At 67.6% G+C, this 18,395-nt stretch carries 19 protein-coding genes; 10 read left to right on the top strand and 9 right to left on the bottom strand.

Annotated elements, in window-relative coordinates:
• Nucleotides 1–5 precede the first annotated feature (5 nt).
• The 5 genes from sigM to WU80_RS03395 all read left to right on the top strand — a co-directional run bounded on the left by sigM (nt 6) and on the right by WU80_RS03395 (nt 4,134).
• A complete protein-coding gene (gene sigM, locus WU80_RS03415; RefSeq protein WP_055401425.1) occupies nt 6–611 on the top strand; it encodes an RNA polymerase sigma factor SigM in 606 nt (201 codons plus the stop codon).
• A complete protein-coding gene (locus tag WU80_RS03410; RefSeq protein WP_055401423.1) occupies nt 604–1,329 on the top strand; it encodes a hypothetical protein in 726 nt (241 codons plus the stop codon). Before sigM ends, WU80_RS03410 begins: the two co-directional genes overlap by 8 nt.
• Before the next feature lie 92 nt (nt 1,330–1,421).
• On the top strand, nt 1,422–2,429 hold the full coding sequence (gene trxB, locus WU80_RS03405) for a thioredoxin-disulfide reductase (protein WP_055401421.1): 1,008 nt from the start codon (nt 1,422–1,424) through the stop codon (nt 2,427–2,429).
• On the top strand, nt 2,426–2,779 hold the full coding sequence (gene trxA, locus WU80_RS03400) for a thioredoxin (protein ID WP_055401419.1): 354 nt from the start codon (nt 2,426–2,428) through the stop codon (nt 2,777–2,779). Before trxB ends, trxA begins: the two co-directional genes overlap by 4 nt.
• Nucleotides 2,780–2,913: 134 nt before the next feature.
• The gene (locus WU80_RS03395) at nt 2,914–4,134 is read left to right on the top strand and encodes an N-acetylmuramoyl-L-alanine amidase (RefSeq protein WP_055401417.1); all 1,221 of its coding nucleotides are present in this window, start codon (nt 2,914–2,916) and stop codon (nt 4,132–4,134) included.
• Here the strand turns inward: WU80_RS03395 and WU80_RS03390 are convergent.
• The 9 genes from WU80_RS03390 to rpmH all read right to left on the bottom strand — a co-directional run bounded on the left by WU80_RS03390 (nt 4,131) and on the right by rpmH (nt 10,512).
• Nucleotides 4,131–4,883: a hypothetical protein gene (locus tag WU80_RS03390; RefSeq protein WP_055401415.1), complete on the bottom strand. Its 753-nt coding sequence runs from the start codon at nt 4,881–4,883 to the stop codon at nt 4,131–4,133. The two genes, WU80_RS03395 and WU80_RS03390, sit on opposite strands and share 4 nt — an antisense overlap.
• A gap of 254 nt (nt 4,884–5,137) precedes the next feature.
• On the bottom strand, nt 5,138–6,121 hold the full coding sequence (locus WU80_RS03385; protein WP_055401413.1) for a ParB/RepB/Spo0J family partition protein: 984 nt from the start codon (nt 6,119–6,121) through the stop codon (nt 5,138–5,140).
• A gap of 23 nt (nt 6,122–6,144) precedes the next feature.
• Complete coding sequence (locus WU80_RS03380; RefSeq protein WP_082459777.1) at nt 6,145–7,125, bottom strand: ParA family protein; 981 nt, start codon at nt 7,123–7,125, stop codon at nt 6,145–6,147.
• Nucleotides 7,122–7,859, bottom strand: a complete 738-nt coding sequence (gene rsmG / locus WU80_RS03375) for a 16S rRNA (guanine(527)-N(7))-methyltransferase RsmG (protein ID WP_055401411.1) — start codon at nt 7,857–7,859, stop codon at nt 7,122–7,124. The genes WU80_RS03380 and rsmG overlap by 4 nt, the downstream gene beginning before the upstream one ends.
• Nucleotides 7,860–7,918: 59 nt before the next feature.
• Nucleotides 7,919–8,488 (bottom strand): R3H domain-containing nucleic acid-binding protein, encoded by a 570-nt coding sequence (locus WU80_RS03370; RefSeq protein ID WP_055401409.1) that lies wholly within the window; start codon nt 8,486–8,488, stop codon nt 7,919–7,921.
• Nucleotides 8,489–8,557: 69 nt separating this feature from the next.
• On the bottom strand, nt 8,558–9,667 hold the full coding sequence (gene yidC, locus WU80_RS03365) for a membrane protein insertase YidC (RefSeq protein WP_082459776.1): 1,110 nt from the start codon (nt 9,665–9,667) through the stop codon (nt 8,558–8,560).
• Nucleotides 9,651–9,986: a membrane protein insertion efficiency factor YidD gene (gene yidD, locus WU80_RS25230; RefSeq protein WP_082459775.1), complete on the bottom strand. Its 336-nt coding sequence runs from the start codon at nt 9,984–9,986 to the stop codon at nt 9,651–9,653. The genes yidC and yidD overlap by 17 nt, the downstream gene beginning before the upstream one ends.
• Nucleotides 9,983–10,345 carry a ribonuclease P protein component gene (gene rnpA / locus WU80_RS03360; protein ID WP_055401407.1) on the bottom strand — a complete coding sequence of 121 codons (363 nt, stop codon included), beginning with the start codon at nt 10,343–10,345 and terminating at the stop codon, nt 9,983–9,985. Before rnpA ends, yidD begins: the two co-directional genes overlap by 4 nt.
• A gap of 23 nt (nt 10,346–10,368) precedes the next feature.
• Nucleotides 10,369–10,512, bottom strand: coding sequence for a 50S ribosomal protein L34 (gene rpmH / locus WU80_RS25225; protein WP_073880743.1), 144 nt, complete (start codon nt 10,510–10,512; stop codon nt 10,369–10,371).
• A gap of 601 nt (nt 10,513–11,113) precedes the next feature.
• Between rpmH and dnaA the strand changes: the two genes are divergently transcribed.
• The 5 genes from dnaA to gyrB all read left to right on the top strand — a co-directional run bounded on the left by dnaA (nt 11,114) and on the right by gyrB (nt 18,370).
• Nucleotides 11,114–12,637, top strand: coding sequence for a chromosomal replication initiator protein DnaA (gene dnaA, locus WU80_RS03355; protein WP_055401468.1), 1,524 nt, complete (start codon nt 11,114–11,116; stop codon nt 12,635–12,637).
• A 526-nt stretch (nt 12,638–13,163) separates the two neighbouring features.
• On the top strand, nt 13,164–14,363 hold the full coding sequence (gene dnaN / locus WU80_RS03350) for a DNA polymerase III subunit beta (protein ID WP_055401405.1): 1,200 nt from the start codon (nt 13,164–13,166) through the stop codon (nt 14,361–14,363).
• Nucleotides 14,364–15,521: a DNA replication/repair protein RecF gene (gene recF / locus WU80_RS03345; protein WP_055401403.1), complete on the top strand. Its 1,158-nt coding sequence runs from the start codon at nt 14,364–14,366 to the stop codon at nt 15,519–15,521.
• Nucleotides 15,518–16,081, top strand: coding sequence for a DUF721 family protein (locus WU80_RS03340; RefSeq protein ID WP_055401401.1), 564 nt, complete (start codon nt 15,518–15,520; stop codon nt 16,079–16,081). Before recF ends, WU80_RS03340 begins: the two co-directional genes overlap by 4 nt.
• A 255-nt stretch (nt 16,082–16,336) precedes the next feature.
• Entirely contained in the window at nt 16,337–18,370 is a 2,034-nt protein-coding gene (gene gyrB / locus WU80_RS03335) for a DNA topoisomerase (ATP-hydrolyzing) subunit B (protein WP_055401399.1), read from the top strand.
• Nucleotides 18,371–18,395 lie beyond the last annotated feature (25 nt).

Raw genomic sequence — 18,395 nt, 5'->3', positions numbered from 1 at the left:
CGGCCGTGGGCTCCCGGCGAGACATCCAGCGCGAACGCAGTGACGCCGAGCTGCTGGCAGCACACGTCGCCGGCGACCGCCACGCCTTCGGCGAGCTGTTCCTTCGCCATCGACGACAGCTGCACCGGCTGGCCCGGCTCACCACGCGCACTGCCGAGGACGCCGAGGACGCGCTGCAGGACGCGATGCTCTCGGCACACCGCGGCGCCGGCGCGTTCCGGCATGACGCCGCGGTGGGCAGCTGGCTGCATCGCATCGTCGTCAACGCCTGCCTGGACCGGCTGCGCCGCATCAAGGCGCACCCGACCGCCCCGCTGGAGGACGTCTACGCGGTGGCGGATCGGACTGCCCAGGTCGAGACCGCGATGGTGGTGCAACGCGCCCTGATGCGGCTTCCGGTCGAGCAGCGGGCGGCGGTGGTGGCCGTCGACATGCAGGGCTACTCCGTGGCCGACACCGCCGCGCTGCTGGGCGTCGCCGAGGGCACCGTCAAGAGTCGCTGCGCGCGGGCCCGGGTGCGCCTCGCGGAACTCCTCGGCTATCTGAACGCCGCGCCCGACCCGCCGATGGCCGTCAAGCGGCGCATGACGGACACTGGGGCGGATGAGTGAAGCCGACGACGAGGCCGACGAGCCGCCCCTGACGGTCGAGCTTCTCGCCGATCTGCAGGCCGGCCTGCTCGATGACGAGTCCGCCGCGCGCGTGCGGCAGCGGGTCCGCGATGACCCGGAGGCGGAGCAGATCCTGCGCGCCCTGAACCGCGTGCGCTGTGACGTCGCCACGCTGGGGGCGGACCCGGCGCCCGACGTCCCGCCGGAGGTCACCGCCCGGATCGCGGCGGCGCTGGATTCGGCAGACGCCGGCCCGGCCGGCCACTCGGCCCGGCCGCGGATCGGTCCCGCGCGGGTGGCCGCCGGGGTGGTCGGCGTCGGCGCGATGCTCGCCGCAGTCGGTGTGGGCACCGCGGCTCTGATCAACGCGCCCGAGCCGGCCTCCAGCACGCCGGTCACCGCCGAGCACATCACGGTGTCGACGCCGCCGATGACGATCCCGCTGTCGCAGGACGAAATCCTCGGCCTGCTCGGGCAGAGCCCCGATTACGGCCCGCTCGCGGACCCGGCGCGGCGGGCCTCCTGCCTCACCGGCCTGGGCTACCCGGCGTCCGCCCAGGTGCTGGGCGCGCGGCGGGTCGACATCAACGCCCGCCCCGGGATCGTGCTGGTGGTGCCGGGCGACACACCCCACAGCCTGGCGGTCTACGCGGTCGCGTTGAACTGCAGCGCCGCCGATACCGGCTTGTTGGCCAGCACCCAGGTCCCCCGCCCCTAGTGTGGTCCCATGGGTTGTCCGACTCGCCCGGGAACAGCCGTGCCTACGCTGGCGTTTGTACGAATCCAGGGACGATCGTTTGAAAGGGATCTATGACCGCCGACACTGTGCACGACGTGATCATCATTGGTTCGGGTCCTGCCGGATACACCGCGGCGTTGTACGCGGCGCGGGCGCAGCTGGCGCCGGTGGTCTTCGAGGGCACGTCGTTCGGTGGCGCGTTGATGACGACCACCGAGGTGGAGAACTTCCCGGGTTTTCGTGACGGCATCACCGGTCCGGAGCTGATGGATCAGATGCGCGAGCAGGCGCTGCGCTTCGGCGCCGACCTGCGGATGGAAGACGTCGAATCCGTCTCGTTGGACGGGCCGGTCAAATCGGTCACCACCGCCGAGGGCGAAACCGTCCGGGCGCGGGCGGTCATCCTCGCCATGGGCGCGGCGGCGCGGTATCTGGGGGTGCCCGGTGAGCAGGAACTGCTGGGGCGCGGGGTGAGTTCGTGCGCGACCTGCGACGGGTTCTTCTTCAAAGATCAAGACATTGCCGTGATCGGCGGTGGGGACTCGGCGATGGAGGAAGCCACTTTCTTGACCCGCTTCGCGCGCAGCGTCACCTTGGTGCACCGCCGCGACGAGTTCCGCGCGTCGCGCATCATGCTCGAACGCGCCCGGGCCAACGAGAAGATCACCATCGTGACCAACAAGGCCGTGCTGGGCGTCGAAGGGGACCAGACGGTGACGGGTTTGCGGATGCGCGACACGGTCACCGGCGAGGAATCCACCCTGCCCGTCACGGGAGTGTTCGTGGCCATCGGCCACGACCCGCGCTCGGAACTGGTGCGCGACGTCCTTGACACCGACCCCGAGGGCTACGTGCTGGTGCAGGGCCGCACCACGGCCACGTCGATCGAGGGGGTGTTCGCCGCCGGGGATCTGGTGGATCGCACCTACCGCCAAGCCATCACGGCCGCCGGCAGCGGCTGCGCGGCGGCCATCGACGCCGAACGCTGGCTGGCCGACCACGTGGATTCCAGCTCGGCCGCGCAAAGCGACGCCACCGAATTTCCGGGCAGTACCGAGATGATTGGAGCACCTCAATGACCGACGCCGAAAAGGCCGGAGCCACAATCGAAGTCTCTGACGCCTCCTTTTCCACGGAGGTGTTGTCCAGCAATAAGCCTGTGCTGGTTGACTTTTGGGCGACGTGGTGCGGGCCGTGCAAGATGGTCGCGCCGGTGCTCGAAGAGATTGCCAGTGAGCGCGGCGAGCAACTCACCGTCGCCAAGCTCGACGTGGACGCCAACCCGGTAACCGCGCGGGACTTCCAGGTCGTCTCGATCCCCACCATGATCCTGTTCAAAGACGGCCAACCGGTGAAACGGATCGTGGGCGCCAAGGGCAAGGCGGCCCTGCTGCGCGAGCTCGCCGACGCCGTCCCCAACCTCAGCTGATTTCGTTCTAAATTCGCCACACCACGCCCCGCGTTCAGCCTGGGGTTTTCCCGAATGGGCGAAGCGTCTGCGACAATATCCGGTAGCTGTCGCCCAGATGCGAGCCTGTCAGTGTGTCCCGGAGGGCCTTTGGTATGTCGAGTCCGCGCCGTGAATACGGCGATGCGCTGCGCTGTGGTGACCGCAGCGCGGCTGTGACCGAAATCCGGGCTACGCTGGCGGCGTTAGGGCTGCTGGACAGCCCCGAGGAAGACCTCACTACCGGCCGCCACGTTTCCCTCGAGGTCTTCGACGCCGAACTCGACCAGGCGGTGCGGGCCTTCCAGCAGCACCGCGGCCTGTTGGTCGACGGCATTGTTGGCGAGGCCACCTACCGCGCCCTGAAGGAGGCGTCCTACCGGCTGGGCGCGCGCACGCTGTATCACCAGTTCGGCGCCCCGCTGTATGGGGACGACGTGGCCACCCTGCAGGCGCGCCTGCAGGACCTCGGGTTCTACACCGGCCTGGTCGACGGGCACTTCGGCCTGCAGACGCACAACGCGCTGATGTCCTACCAGCGTGAGTACGGGTTGGCCGCGGACGGTATCTGCGGTCCAGAAACGTTGCGCTCCTTGTACTTTCTCAGCTCCCGCGTCACCGGTGGCTCACCGCACGCGATCCGCGAGGAGGAGCTGGTCCGCCGGTCGGGACCCAAGTTGTCGGGCAAGCGGATCATCATCGATCCGGGCCGCGGCGGCACCGACCGCGGCGAGCTTATGCAGGGCCCATCGGGTCCGGTCAGCGAAGCGGATGTGTTGTGGGACTTGGCAAGCCGGCTCGAGGGGCGGATGACCGCCATCGGCATGGAGACCTTCCTGTCGCGGCCGGCGAACCGCAGCCCGTCGGATGCCGAACGCGCCGCCACGGCCAACAACGTCGGGGCGGATCTGATGATCAGCTTGCGCTGCGAGAACCAGCCCAGCCCGTCGGCCAACGGCGTGGCGTCCTTTCATTTCGGAAACTCGCACGGCTCGGTATCCACGATCGGACGCAATCTCGCGGACTTCATCCAGCGAGAAGTGGTGGCCCGCACCGGGTTACGGGATTGCCGGACGCATGGCCGGACGTGGGATCTGTTGCGTCTGACCCGGATGCCGACAGTGCAGGTCGACGTCGGCTACATCACCAATCCCCAGGACCGCGCGATGCTGGTCTCCACCCAAACGCGCGACGCGATTGCCGAAGGCATCCTCGCCGCGGTGAAGCGGCTCTACCTGCTGGGCAAGAACGACCGGCCCACGGGCACGTTCACCTTCGCCGAACTGCTGGCCCACGAACTCTCCGTGGACCGGGCCAGCCGGCTCGGCGGCTCCTAACCGATCTCGCCGCCCCGCAACGCATTTCCCGCCGCGGACCCCGCCCCGACCGGCTCCTGCAGTTGCGCGTTTTCCAGCAGGCGTTCCAGGGCCGCCTCGACCTCGGCCTTCCACCCCAGGCCTTTGTCCAATTCGAGTCGCAGCCGCGGAAAGTACGGATGGGGCGCCACTACAACGAATCCCGCGTCCTGTAGGAATTCGGCGTCGAGCACGCAGTGGTCCACCGAGCAGTCGCCGACGGCCTCCAGCACCGGCCGCACATCCGGGCTCGCCTTCGACGGGTCCTGCAATTCCGAAGCCGCCGGCGTGCGACCGAAGGCCTCCAGGGCCCGGACTCCACGCCGGACCAGCTCGTCGATCACCCGGGCGAGCAGTCCGTGCGGCAGGTCGTCGGTGGCCTGCCCGGGCTCGATGCCCATCGACGTGAGCAGCACCGCGTCCGCGGACACCGGCGCGGTGGGAAACCGCTGCGCGCGCGGCACCGCGCGCGGCGGTGCGTAGAACACGTAGCCCAGGCACGGCGGCTCGCTCTGGCTTCTCTCGTCCGCGACCGCGGTCGCGACCTGGCCGCAGGACCCCCACTCCAGCATGACCATCGACAACCAGGCTTCCTTTTCGAACTCGGGGTCCGCGAGGTGGTCCTGGTTACCGAGGGTCGCCGGGTCGACTTCCCAATAGACGCAGCGGCGCGCGTGCTTGGGAAGCTGCTCGAAGGCCTCGAGGCGCAACGGTGTGATTCGAGCGGACACTAGCCTCCTGGCTCCTGTGCGGTACTGCAGCCTTTTGCACCGGCAACCCCTCCAGGATAGGAGAGTATGTCGTTATCGGGCCAGATTTGTCGTCGAGGCGCCGATCACGGTGGCGGACCGCCGCACGCGTTACGCCCGCGGCCGGTTCGTTACCGAAAATCGTTGAAACGCATGCGCTTTCGTAATCAGGCCCGGTTGTTGCGCGTTCGTGACCGCCCCGGTGTCACAGTGACGTAATTACAGGGTATGGCGGGTCAGGCCTTGGCGGCGGTCATCATGTCGATGATTCGCTGCAAATCGTCCACCGAGCCGAATTCGACCACGATCTTCCCCTTGCGTTTGCCCAGGCTGACCGTCACCCGGGTATCGAAGGCGTTCGACAGCCGGTCGGCGACCTCCTGCAGGCCGGGCATCTGGATCGGCTTGCGCCGCTGGGGGGCCGGGGCGGTGGCGCCGGCCCGATTGGCCAGTGTCACCGCCTCTTCGGTGGCCCGCACCGACAGGCCCTCGGCGACGATCCGGCTGGCGAGTTCTTCTTGGGCCTCGGGCCCGGCTTCCAGGGACAGCAGGGCGCGGGCATGACCGGCGGACAGCACCCCCGCGGCCACCCGCCGCTGGACCGGGATCGGCAGCTTGAGCAAGCGGATCATGTTGGTGATCAGCGGGCGAGACCGGCCGATGCGCGAGGCGAGTTCATCGTGGGTGACGCCGAACTCGTCGAGCAGCTGTTGGTATGCCGCCGCCTCTTCCAACGGGTTCAGCTGCACCCGGTGGATGTTCTCCAGGAGGGCGTCGCGCAGCAGGTTGTCGTCGCCGGTCTCGCGGACGATGGTGGGGATCGTGGCCAGTCCCGCCTCCTGGGCGGCCCGCCAGCGCCGCTCCCCCATGACGATCTGATACCGCGGGCCCGTCTTGGCGCCTGGGACGGCTCGCACCACGATCGGCTGCAGCAGCCCGAACTCGCGGATGGAGTGCACCAGTTCGGACAGCGCCTCGTCGTCGAACACCTGGCGCGGCTGGCGGGGGTTGGGCTCGATGTCGGCCGGGGCGGTCTCGCGATACACCGCGCCCGCCGGGGCGAGGTCCGGTCCCGGTCCGCCGATCAAGACGTCCGCGGCCGCATCCCCCATCCGCGGGCCGAGTGTCGCGGGACCCGAGTCACCCTCGGCGGGACCGGTCGGGATCAGCGAAGCCAGGCCCCGGCCGAGGCCGCCCTTCTTGCGTAGTGGCTGCGTCATGGTCGTCCCTTCACGAATGGTGGTCAGTCACGCTCAGCGAGTTCACGACTCGCGTCGAGATAGCTCATCGCCCCGCGCGAGCCGGGGTCGTAATCGATGATGGTCATGCTGTAGCCGGGCGCCTCGGATACTTTCACGCTGCGCGGGATCACCGTGCGCAGCACCTTCGCCCCGAAGTACCGGCGCACCTCTTCGGCCACCTGGTCGGCGAGCTTGGTCCGGCCGTCGTACATCGTGAGCACCACGGTGGACACGTCGAGCCGCGGGTTGAGGTGCGCCTTCACCATCTCGATGTTGCGCATCAGCTGTGACACACCCTCGAGCGCGTAGTACTCGCACTGGATCGGGATCATCACTTCCGGCGCGGCGACGAGCGCGTTGATGGTCAACAATCCCAGCGACGGCGGGCAGTCCACGAAGACGTAGTCGAAGTCCAGGTCGTCCAGGTCGGCCAGGGCGGTCCGCAACCGGTTCTCGCGCGCCACCATGCTCACCAATTCGATCTCCGCGCCCGCCAGATCGATCGTGGCCGGGACGCAGAACAGGCGCTCGTTGTGCGGGCTGCGCCGCAGCGCGTCCTTGACCTTGACCTCGCCGATGAGCACCTCGTACGACGACGGCGTGCCGGACTGCCGGTCGGTGATGCCGAGCGCCGTGCTGGCGTTGCCCTGCGGGTCGAGGTCGATGACCAATGTCTTGAGGCCCTGCAGCGCGAGGGCGGCGGCGAGATTCACCGCGGTGGTGGTCTTGCCCACCCCGCCCTTCTGATTGGCGACGGTGAGCACTCGACGGTGGCTCGGCCGGCGCAGCGGTGGATACGTGGTGTGCAGGACCCGCATCGCCCGTTCGGCGGCGGCGCCGATCGGGGTGTCGTATTCGTCCGCTGTTTCACGTGAAACATTCGCGGCGGGATCGCCCGTGGGGGCAGGCGCCGGGGGCGGCGGGGTGTGGGTGACGCTCGGCGGCGCTCCGGCGACCGTCGGCGATTCTCCCGGATTGCTCATCGGTTTCCGGCCTTCCCGATCCGTGTCGGCTGATGGCGCGGCGGCCTTCCGCGCCGGGCTATAACTACGGTTGCGGGGGGACGCAAATAGGTCGCGCCACATGTCACCACCCTGGCATCAACGGCGCCCGATGCGGCCATCACACGCCGATACTGTTCAACTTCGTCGCGGCCGCGCTCCCCCTTGATCGCGAGCATCCGGCCGCCCGGCCGCAGCAGCGGCATGCTCCACTTCGCCAACTTGTCCAACGCCGCAACCGCTCGTGACACCGCCGCATCCCTTTCCCCGAACTGATGACGAACCCACAGTTCCTCGGCACGGCCGCGGACCACCTCGACGGCCAACCCTAGTTGGTCGACGACCTCGCTGAGAAATTCGCTGCGGCGCAGCAGCGGCTCGAGCAGCACCACGTCGAGGTCCGGCCGCGCGAGCGCCAGCGGGATGCCGGGCAGGCCGGCGCCGCTGCCGATGTCGATGACCCGTTCGCCGGGCTCGAGGAGCTCGGCCGCGGCGGCGCTGTTGAGGATATGCCGCTCCCAGATCCGCTCCACCTCGCGCGGGCCGAGCAGGCCCCGTTCGACTCCGGGTCCGGCCAGCAGGTCCGCGTAGCGCCGCGCGAGGTCGATGCGCGGACCGAAAATCGCCGCGGCGGCCTCTGGGGCGGCGCCGGGCCCGTGCGGGGCAGAGCTGTCCGCCGCGGGTTCGACCGGGCCGACATGTTTCACGTGAAACATCCTCTGCTTTGCCTGACGCGCGACGGGCCTTGGCGTCGGAACTACACGCCTGTAACTCGCTAGTCGTGGAGGACGACGACGCGGCGCGCGGGCTCCACGCCCTCGCTCTCGCTGTGCACCCCGGGCACCGCGGCGACGGCGTCGTGCACGATCTTGCGCTCGAACGGCGTCATCGGGGATAGCTCCTCGCGCTCGCCGGACTCCAACACCCGCCGCGCCACCTTGTCGCCCAGGGCCGCCAGCTCCTCGCGGCGGCGGCGGCGCCAACTGGCGATGTCGAGCATCAACCGGCTACGCACTCCGGTCTTCTGATGCACCGCGAGCCGGGTGAGCTCTTGCAGCGCGTCGAGCACCTCGCCGCCACGACCCACCAACTTGTTCAGGTCGTCGCTGCCGTCGATGCTCACCACGGCGCGGTTGCCCTCGACGTCCAGGTCGATGTCGCCGTCGAAGTCCAACAGGTCGAGCAGCTCCTCCAGGTAGTCGCCGGCGATCTCACCTTCGGCGACCAATCGCTCTTCCTGGTCGTCGACTTCGTCCGCGCCCGCCTCCGCGCCATTCTCGGATGACGGCTGCTCGTCGAGTTCGGTGTCCACGTCGTGCTCGGTCGTGGTGTCTGCGTCGGTCATGTCTTTCTCTCCCTCATCCGCGGGTCCCTGCCATCGGGTGGTCCTCCCGGCCCGCCCGGTATGGCTCTGTCAGCGTTTGCGTTTCTTGGGTCGCGCGCCCGGCCGCGGCGTGCGGTTGGGCGTGCCACCGTTTTGTCCACTGGGATTCGGCTTGGTCGCCTCGGGCTTCGCCGCGGCGTCCGCGCCGTCGGCGGCATCGGGGCCGGACTCCCCCACCCCGGCGGTTGGCGACCCATCGCCGCTTGGCTGGCCCGCCTTCGCATTGCGCTTGGGTTTGGCCCCCGGTGCCGGCGCGTTGGCCGCTCGGCGCTGCAGCGCTTCCTGTTTCTTGGCCTCGTCCTCTTTTTCGATCATGCCGAACACGTAGTGCTGCTGACCGAACGTCCAGATGTTGTTGGCGAACCAGTACAGGATGATCGCGAGTGGCAGGAAGGGTCCGCCGACGACCACGCCGAGCGGAAACACATACAGCGCAAGCTTGTTCATCATCGCGGTCTGCGGATTGGCCGCGGCCTCCGGGCTCTGGCGGGCCACCGATGCGCGGCTGTTGAAGTAGGTCGCGATGCCGGCCAGGATCATTACCGGCGCGCCGACGGCGATGACGGCCGGCCGGCTGAAGTGGGTGAAGGCGTCCAACCCGGTCCGCTGCGTCATGAACGCGCCGATCGGTGCGCCGAACAGATTGGCGTCCAAGAAGTGTCCGACGTCCGTCGGGGTGAAGACGTAGTTACCGGTCATGCGGTTCTGGATCACCGACAGGTGCGGCTGACCGAAGCCGCCCGTGGTGCGGTTGAACGACCGCAACACGTGATACAGGCCGATGAACACCGGGATCTGCGCCAGCATCGGCAGGCAGCCGAGGATGGGGTTGAACCCGTGCTCGCGTTGCAGCTTCTGCATCTCGAGCGCCATCCGCTGGCGGTCCTTGCCGTACTTCTTTTGCAGCGCCTTGATTTGCGGTTGCAGTTCCTGCATCTGACGGGTGGTGCGGATCTGCCGCACGAACGGCTTGTACAGCAGGGCGCGCAGGGTGAAGACCAGGAACATCACCGATAGCGCCCAAGCGAAAAAGTTCGACGGCCCCAGCATCGCGGCGAACAACTTGTACCAAGCCCACATGATCCACGACACCGGGTAGTAGACGAAGTCGAGGCTAAAGAAATCAAACAAGAGTTCCACTCTCCCCTCGCGCCGCCGGGCGGGCCCACGCGTCGCTGGCTTCTTCGAAGTTCATCTGGCAACCCGGACGTTCCGGTATCGGATCCCATCCGCCCCGATGCCAGGGTCCGCACTTGGCAAGCCTGACCGCGGCCAACCAACTCCCCCGCATCAATCCGTACTCGGTCAACGCGTCGACCGCATACTGGCTGCAGGTCGGGACGAACCGGCACGTCGCCGGCCGCAGCGGCGAGACCATGTGCCGGTACAGCTGGATGAGCGAGATCAAACCCCGCGCGGCCGCGGTGCCCACGGTGCGCAGGACGGCCCGCGGGGTCACCGGTGCGCTCCCGCGGTCTCGAGGGCCCGCCGCACCCCGCGGCGCAGCTCCTGTTCCAGCCGCGCCGAGGATGCGGTCCGGCTGCCCGGCAGCGCCCGGATGACCAAGTGCTCGGAGTCGTGCAGTTCGCTCAGGACGGAACGCGCGACGTGCCGCAGCCGGCGGGCAACCCGGTGGCGCTCCACCGCCGAGCCCACGGACTTGCCCACGATCAATCCCACGCGGGGAGCCGTCGCCGCGTCACGATCGGCCGCGCGCCGGAGATGCACCACCACGTCGGGCTGCGCCGCGCGGATTCCGTGCTTCACCGTCGCGTCGAACTCCGTTGACCGCCTCATGCGGTTGCGTGCGGGAAGCACCGCCGAAGAACCCGACGTTACGATCAGGCAGATAGCGCGCGGCGCCCCTTACGGCGCCGGCTCGACACAATCGAGCGTCCGGCGCGGGTACGCATCCGCAACCGGAAGCCATGCACGCGGGCTCGGCGCCGGTTGTTCGGCTGGAATGTCCGCTTGCCTTTGGCCACGACGGTCTCCTCGTTGTGTCTCGCATTTCCATCCGGCCGGCCAGACGTCTCGCTCGTCTGCGGGTCGGTCGGAGGTAATCTTGCTGCTGGCCGGCGCGGTCCCCAGGCAGACCTGGGTCGCAGCCGCATCGCCGACTTTCGGGCGACTGTTTGAGGGTACTGACCGCGCTTCGCCTGGTCAAACCTGGCCTGCCACAACGCAGCCGCTCGATCCCGGCGCAAAACCTCGGCCTCACCGACCGGTCCGCACGGGGTTGCGCGCCGGCGTCGAGCCGAACGAGGCCCACCGAACCCTAAACAACCCGATTGGAATGCAGCAGAACGGTTGGCAGCCGCACGGAAAACTGTTAGCTTCTGCCAGTGTCGTTTTAGACTGCAACGGCGCTCGACAAACAAGCGAGGATGGTGGGTCGACTAGCTGCCTAGACAGCCTTTGAAAAGGTTTTCTTCCAGCACGGAGATCGCGAGCCGTCGCCGGTAGGTTGTGGCTCGCATACGCTCATCCTGTCCACACCTGTGTATAACTATGTGGACAGTTGCTTTGTCGGCAGGCGTGGTTGTACTTCGACCCGGGATGCTCGAGAACCAGGGGGATGCGTCGTTGACCGATGACCCCGGTTCAGGTTTCACGACCGTGTGGAACGCGGTCGTCTCGGAACTCAACGGAGAATCCACCCCGGACGGCGTCGCCGCCAACCGCACCACGCTGATCACCCCCCTCACCCCGCAGCAGCGGGCCTGGCTGAATTTGGTCCAGCCCCTGACCATCGTGGAGGGCTTCGCCCTGCTGTCGGTGCCGAGCAGTTTCGTCCAGAACGAGATCGAACGTCATCTGCGCGCCCCGATCACCGACGCACTCAGCCGCCGCCTCGGCCAACAGATTCAGCTCGGGGTGCGCATCGCGCCGCCCGACGATGACGACGAGGCCGTGATCGCGCAGGCCGAACCGTTTGCCCAACCCGAGGCACCGGACGACGAGGCCGTCGACATCGAGGAAGCCGACGAAAACGGCGAAGCCCCCGACGGTGCGCCGCAGAGCTGGCCCAACTACTTCACCGAGCGCCCGCATCCGGCCGACCCCGCCGTCGCCGGCGGGACGAGCCTGAACCGCCGCTACACCTTCGACACATTCGTCATCGGGGCGTCCAATCGCTTCGCACACGCGGCGGCCCTGGCGATCGCGGAAGCGCCGGCGCGCGCCTACAACCCGTTGTTCATCTGGGGCGAGTCCGGTCTGGGCAAGACCCACCTGTTGCACGCCGCCGGCAATTACGCGCAGCGACTGTTCCCCGGGATGCGGGTCAAGTACGTGTCCACCGAGGAATTCACCAACGACTTCATCAACTCACTGCGCGACGACCGCAAGGTCGCCTTCAAGCGCAGCTACCGCGACGTCGACGTGCTGCTGGTCGACGACATCCAGTTCATCGAGGGCAAGGAAGGTATCCAGGAGGAGTTCTTCCACACCTTCAACACGCTGCACAACGCGAACAAGCAGATCGTGATCTCCTCGGACCGGCCGCCCAAGCAGCTCGCCACCCTCGAAGACCGCCTGCGCACCCGATTCGAGTGGGGCCTGATCACCGACGTCCAGCCCCCGGAGTTGGAGACCCGCATCGCGATTCTGCGCAAGAAGGCGCAAATGGAGCGCCTTGCGGTGCCCGACGACGTACTGGAACTCATCGCCAGCAGCATCGAGCGCAACATCCGCGAACTCGAGGGCGCCCTCATCCGGGTCACCGCGTTCGCCTCGTTGAACAAGACGCCGATCGACAAGGCCCTGGCCGAGATCGTGCTGCGCGACCTCATCGCCGACGCCAGCACCATGCAGATCAGCGCGGCGACCATCATGGCCGCCACCGCCGAATACTTCGACACCACCGTGGAAGAACTGCGCGGGCCCGGCAAGACGCGCGCGCTGGCACAGTCACGGCAGATCGCGATGTATCTCTGCCGCGAGCTCACCGACCTGTCGCTGCCCAAAATCGGGCAGGCGTTCGGCCGCGACCACACCACCGTGATGTACGCCCAACGCAAGATTCTGTCCGAGATGGCCGAGCGGCGTGAGGTCTTCGATCACGTCAAGGAGCTCACCACTCGCATCCGCCAGCGCTCCAAGCGCTGATTCGGCGCCCCCGCCGCGCAACTTTCTTCAAAAAACTTCCCGCACGCCTGTCACACCCGCCACACCCGCGGGTTGTGCGCAGGACTGTGCAAAACGCAATCAAACACCGGTGTACTAAGCCGGGCGCCGTGCACAGCCGCCCTTGCTCCCCAACGGCCCCACACGAGCCGCACAGTTATGCACCTCATGCTCCACAGGCCGATCCACGCCCTAGCTGCGGCGCGCTGTCGCTATCCCCAGAATGCACAGGCCTTATTACTAGTACTGAGATCTATTCGTCGTTTCTTCTTTGAAATACAGCGCTGGGGACGCCCCGTTGAACACGCGCCGCGGGGCCGTCGGGAACCCGGCTTGTCGGCCTTCGCGATTAGCTTTCAAGATGGCCTCCGACGATCTACGGTTGTTCTTCGACTGCCGTTGCGGTCGTCGTTGGCATGACATGTCGGTGACGTTCGTGGCGGAGCCCCAAGCTAGCGGGGGAAGGCTAGCCACTGGACTTGAAACGCTGGGTAGTTGAAGGGACGCTATGGACGCGGCGACGACAAGAGCTGGCCTCAGCGACTTGAAATTTCGTTTGGTACGGGAGTCTTTCGCCGACGCGGTGTCGTGGGTGGCGAAGAATCTGCCGGCCCGGCCGGCGGTGCCGGTGCTGTCGGGGGTGTTGTTGTCCGGTTCGGACGAGGGCCTGACGATCTCCGGATTCGACTACGAGGTGTCGGCCGAAGCGCAAGTCGCGGCCGAAATCGCTTCTCCGGGAAGTGTTCTCGTGTCCGGGCGGTTGTTGTCGGACATCACCCGGGCGCTGCCCAACAAACCCGTCGACTTCTACGTCGACGGGAATCGGGTCGCGCTGAACTGCGGGAGTGCGAGGTTCTCGCTGCCGACGATGGCGGTGGAGGATTACCCGACGTTGCCGGTCCTGCCGGAAGAGACCGGCACCCTGCCGGCCGAGGTGTTCGCCGAGGCCATCAGCCAGGTGGCCATTGCCGCGGGCCGGGACGACACCTTGCCGATGTTGACCGGGATCCGGGTCGAGATCTCGGGCGACAAGGTGGTTTTGGCCGCCACCGACCGGTTCCGGTTGGCGGTGCGTGAACTGACCTGGTCGCCATCGTCGCCCGACATCGAGGCCGCCGTCCTGGTGCCGGCGAAGACGTTGGCCGAGGCGGCGCGCGCCGGCGCCGATGGTTCCGAGGTTCGGCTGTCGCTGGGCGCGGGCAGCGGGGTCGGCAAGGACGGCCTGCTCGGCATCAGCGGGAACGGCAAGCGCAGTACGACGCGGCTGCTCGATGCGGAGTTCCCGAAGTTCCGCCAGTTGCTGCCCGCCGAGCACACGGCGGTGGCGACCATCAACGTGGCCGAGCTGACCGAGGCGATCAAGCTGGTGGCGTTGGTGGCCGACCGGGGCGCGCAGGTGCGGATGGAATTCTCCGAAGGTTCGCTGCGGCTGTCCGCGGGCGCCGACGATGTCGGCCGGGCCGAAGAGGACCTGGCCGTGGACTTCGTCGGTGAACCGTTGACGATCGCGTTCAACCCCACCTACCTGACCGACGGGCTGGCCGCGGTCCACTCGGAGCGGGTGTCGTTCGGATTCACCACCCCGGGCAAGCCGGCGTTGCTGCGGCCGGCCTCGGCCGATGACAGCTCCCCCACCGGCAACGGGCCCTTCGCGGCCCTGCCGACGGATTACGTCTACCTGTTGATGCCAGTTCGGTTGCCCGGATAGGTGTACGTCCGGCATTTGGGACTGCGCGATTTCCGGTCCTGGGCGCACGCCGACCTTGAACTGGAGCCGGGCCGGACGGTCTTCGTCGGTCAGAACGGTTTCGGGAAAACGAATCTCGTTGAGGCACTTTGGTTTTCGACGACATTGGGATCGCACCGGGTGGGCACCGACGCCCCGTTGATCCGGGCCGGCGCGGATCGTGCGGTGGTGTCGACGATCGTGGTCAACGAGGGCAGGGAGCTCGCGCTCGACCTGGAAATCGCGGCGGGACGGGCGAACAAGGCGCGGCTGAACCGGTCACCGGTGCGCAGCACGCGCGAGGTGATCGGGGTCTTGCGCGCCGTGCTCTTTGCTCCGGAGGACCTGGCCCTGGTGCGCGGGGATCCGGCGGATCGTCGCCGCTACCTCGATGATTTGGCGACGGTGCGGCGGCCGGCGGTGGCCGCGGTGCGCGCGGATTACGAGAAGGTGCTACGCCAGCGCACCGCATTGTTGAAGTCCGCCGCCGGCATCCGCCACCGCGGCGACCGCAGCGCGCTCGACACCCTCGACGTCTGGGACAGCCGGCTGGCCGAACACGGCGCGCAGCTGATGGCGGCGCGCATCGACCTGGTCAACCAACTGGCCCCGGAGGTGGAGAAGGCGTACCAACTGCTGGCCCCGGCGTCTCGGCCGGCCTCGATCGCCTACCGCAGCAGCCTCGGGGCGCAGGGGGCGGCCGATGGTGGCGGCAGCGACCGTGAGTTCCTCGAGGCGGCGCTGTTGGCCGCGTTGGCGCAGCGCCGCGATGCCGAACTGGACCGCGGCATGTGTCTGGTGGGGCCGCATCGCGACGATCTCGAGTTATGGCTGGGCGATCAGCCCGCGAAAGGCTTTGCCAGCCACGGGGAATCGTGGTCGTTCGCGGTGGCGCTGCGCCTGGCCTCGTACGAGTTGTTGCGGGCCGACGGCACCGAACCCGTGTTGTTGCTCGACGACGTGTTCGCCGAACTGGACACGGCCCGGCGCCGGGCGCTGGCGACGGTGGCGGAATCGGCGGAGCAGGTCTTGGTCACCGCCGCCGTGCTGGAAGACATTCCGGCGGGCTGGGACGCCAGGCAGATCCATATCGAATTGCGCGACGACGACCAGGGCCGGGTATCGGCGGTGCGGCCGTGACCGACGCCGACGACAACGAACAAGGGTCCGCCGCTAACGATCCGGGCCTGCTGCGCGGCATCGACTTGGTCCGGCGCACGCTCGAGGAAGCGCGCGCGGCGGCCCGCGCCCAAGGGAAGGACGCTGGCCGGGGGCGTGCGATGCCGCCGTCCACCCGGCGGGTCGCCGGGCAGCGGCGCAGCTGGTCGGGGCCGGGACCCGACGCCCGCGATCCGCAACCGCTGGGCCGGTTGGCGCGGGACCTGGCCAAGAAGCGCGGGTGGTCGGCGCAAGTCGCCGAGGGCACGGTGATCGGCAACTGGTCGGCGGTGGTGGGCCAGCAGATCGCCGACCACGCGACGCCGACCGCGTTGAGCGACGGGGTTCTCAGCGTGACGGCCGAATCCACCGCCTGGGCGACCCAGCTGCGGATGATCCAGTCGCAATTGTTGGCCAAGATCGCCGCGGCCGTCGGCAACGGGGTGGTGACGTCGCTGAAAATCACCGGGCCGGCCGCCCCGTCGTGGCGCAAGGGGCCACGCCACATCGCCGGCCGGGGTCCGCGCGATACTTACGGCTAGGGTCACGACCGGCACCGATTATCCCCAACCAGGCCTTCATCAACAGGCCGCTCAAAGCCGCTAGGACGACGTGAAGTGCCTTGACGCACGTCGGGACGCGGCCGGAATAAAGAAATCGTCCGCACGGCGCAGTTAGCTGGGTAGAAACGCGCCCAGAGAATCGGTGCGGGCGGGTCATCACGGTAGACTGGCGGGATGCGGCTGATGCGGTGACTGGAACCGCCCGCATGAAACCCCAAGGAGAGCATTCCGACCGTGGCTGCCCAGAAGAAGAAGGCGCAAGACGAATACGGCGCGTCAGCGATCACCGTGCTCGAAGGGCTCGAGGCCGTCCGCAAACGCCCCGGCATGTACATCGGGTCCACCGGTGAGCGCGGTCTGCACCACCTCATCTGGGAGGTGGTCGACAACTCGGTGGACGAGGCGATGGCCGGTTACGCCACCAAGGTCGATGTGCGGCTCCTCGATGACGGCAGCGTGGAGGTCACCGACGACGGGCGGGGCATCCCGGTGGCCATGCACGCCACCGGCGCGCCCACCGTCGACGTGGTGATGACCCAGCTGCACGCCGGCGGCAAGTTCGGCGGCGAGAACAGCGGCTACACCGTCAGCGGTGGGCTGCACGGCGTCGGTGTGTCGGTGGTCAACGCGCTGTCCACCCGTCTGGAAGTCAACATCAAACGCGACGGGCACGAGTGGTTCCAGTACTACGACCGCGCCGTGCCCGGCACCCTCAAGCAGGGCGAGGCCACCAAGAAGACCGGCACCACCATCCGGTTCTGGGCCGATCCCGAGATCTTCGAAACTCTCGAATACGACTTCGAGACCGTCGCGCGCCGGCTCCAGGAGATGGCCTTCCTGAACAAGGGCCTCACCATCAACCTCACCGACGAACGCGTCGAGCAGGACGAGGTCGTCGATGAGGTGGTCAGCGACACCGCCGAGGCACCCAAGTCCGCCGAGGAAAAGGCCGCGGAATCGACTGCGCCGCATAAGGTCAAGCACCGCACGTTCCATTACCCCGGCGGGTTGGTCGACTTCGTCAAGCACATCAACCGCACGAAGAGCCCGATCCAGCAGAGCGTCATCGACTTCGACGGCAAGGGCACCGGCCATGAGGTCGAAATCGCGATGCAGTGGAACGGCGGCTACTCGGAGTCGGTGCACACCTTCGCCAACACCATCAACACGCACGAGGGCGGCACCCACGAAGAGGGCTTCCGCAGCGCGCTGACATCGGTGGTGAACAAGTACGCCAAAGACAAGAAGCTGCTGAAGGACAAGGACCCCAACCTCACCGGCGATGACATCCGGGAAGGGCTGGCGGCGGTCATCTCGGTCAAGGTCAGCGAGCCGCAGTTCGAGGGCCAGACCAAGACCAAGCTGGGCAACACCGAGGTCAAGTCGTTCGTGCAGAAAGTGTGCAACGAACAGCTGACGCACTGGTTCGAGGCCAACCCCTCGGAGGCGAAAACCGTTGTGAACAAGGCGGTGTCGTCGGCGCAGGCGCGGATCGCGGCGCGCAAGGCGCGCGAACTGGTGCGCCGCAAGAGCGCCACGGACCTCGGCGGCCTGCCCGGCAAGCTCGCCGACTGCCGCTCCACCGACCCGCGCAAGTCGGAACTGTATGTGGTGGAAGGTGATTCGGCCGGCGGCTCGGCGAAGAGCGGTCGCGACTCGATGTTCCAGGCGATCCTGCCGTTGCGCGGCAAGATCATCAATGTCGAGAAGGCCCGCATCGACCGGGTGCTGAAGAACACCGAAGTCCAGGCGATCATCACCGCGCTGGGAACCGGCATCCACGACGAGTTCGACATCACCAAGCTGCGCTACCACAAGATCGTCCTGATGGCCGACGCCGACGTGGACGGCCAGCACATCTCGACCCTGCTGCTGACGCTGCTGTTCCGGTTCATGCGGCCGCTGATCGAGCACGGGCATGTCTTCCTGGCCCAACCGCCGCTGTACAAGCTGAAGTGGCAGCGCAGCGACCCGGAGTTCGCATACTCCGACCGCGAACGCGACGGCCTGCTCGAGGCGGGGCTCAAGGCCGGCAAGAAGATCAACAAAGAGGACGGCATCCAGCGGTACAAGGGTCTGGGTGAGATGGACGCCAAGGAATTGTGGGAGACCACGATGGACCCGTCGGTGCGTGTACTGCGTCAAGTCACGCTGGACGACGCCGCGGCGGCCGACGAACTGTTCTCCATCCTGATGGGCGAAGACGTCGACGCCCGCCGCAGCTTCATCACCCGCAACGCCAAAGACGTTCGCTTCCTGGATGTCTGACGCAGTCAGGCACGCCAACCCGAAA

Origin of the sequence: Mycobacterium sp. UM_11 (genome assembly GCF_001414075.1) — a bacterium.
Classification (GTDB): domain Bacteria; phylum Actinomycetota; class Actinomycetes; order Mycobacteriales; family Mycobacteriaceae; genus Mycobacterium.
Note: the sequence above shows the minus strand (reverse complement) of the source record. Positions and strands in the feature narration are given on the sequence as shown.

Coding starts and splice junctions, on each gene's coding strand:
- WU80_RS03410 (WP_055401423.1), top strand. CDS start 604: ATGAGTGAAGCCGACGACGAGGCCGACGAGCCGCCCCTGACGGTCGAG.
- trxB (WP_055401421.1), top strand. CDS start 1,422: ATGACCGCCGACACTGTGCACGACGTGATCATCATTGGTTCGGGTCCT.
- trxA (WP_055401419.1), top strand. CDS start 2,426: ATGACCGACGCCGAAAAGGCCGGAGCCACAATCGAAGTCTCTGACGCC.
- WU80_RS03395 (WP_055401417.1), top strand. CDS start 2,914: ATGTCGAGTCCGCGCCGTGAATACGGCGATGCGCTGCGCTGTGGTGAC.
- WU80_RS03385 (WP_055401413.1), bottom strand. CDS start 6,121: ATGACGCAGCCACTACGCAAGAAGGGCGGCCTCGGCCGGGGCCTGGCT.
- WU80_RS03380 (WP_082459777.1), bottom strand. CDS start 7,125: ATGAGCAATCCGGGAGAATCGCCGACGGTCGCCGGAGCGCCGCCGAGC.
- rsmG (WP_055401411.1), bottom strand. CDS start 7,859: ATGTTTCACGTGAAACATGTCGGCCCGGTCGAACCCGCGGCGGACAGC.
- WU80_RS03370 (WP_055401409.1), bottom strand. CDS start 8,488: ATGACCGACGCAGACACCACGACCGAGCACGACGTGGACACCGAACTC.
- dnaN (WP_055401405.1), top strand. CDS start 13,164: ATGGACGCGGCGACGACAAGAGCTGGCCTCAGCGACTTGAAATTTCGT.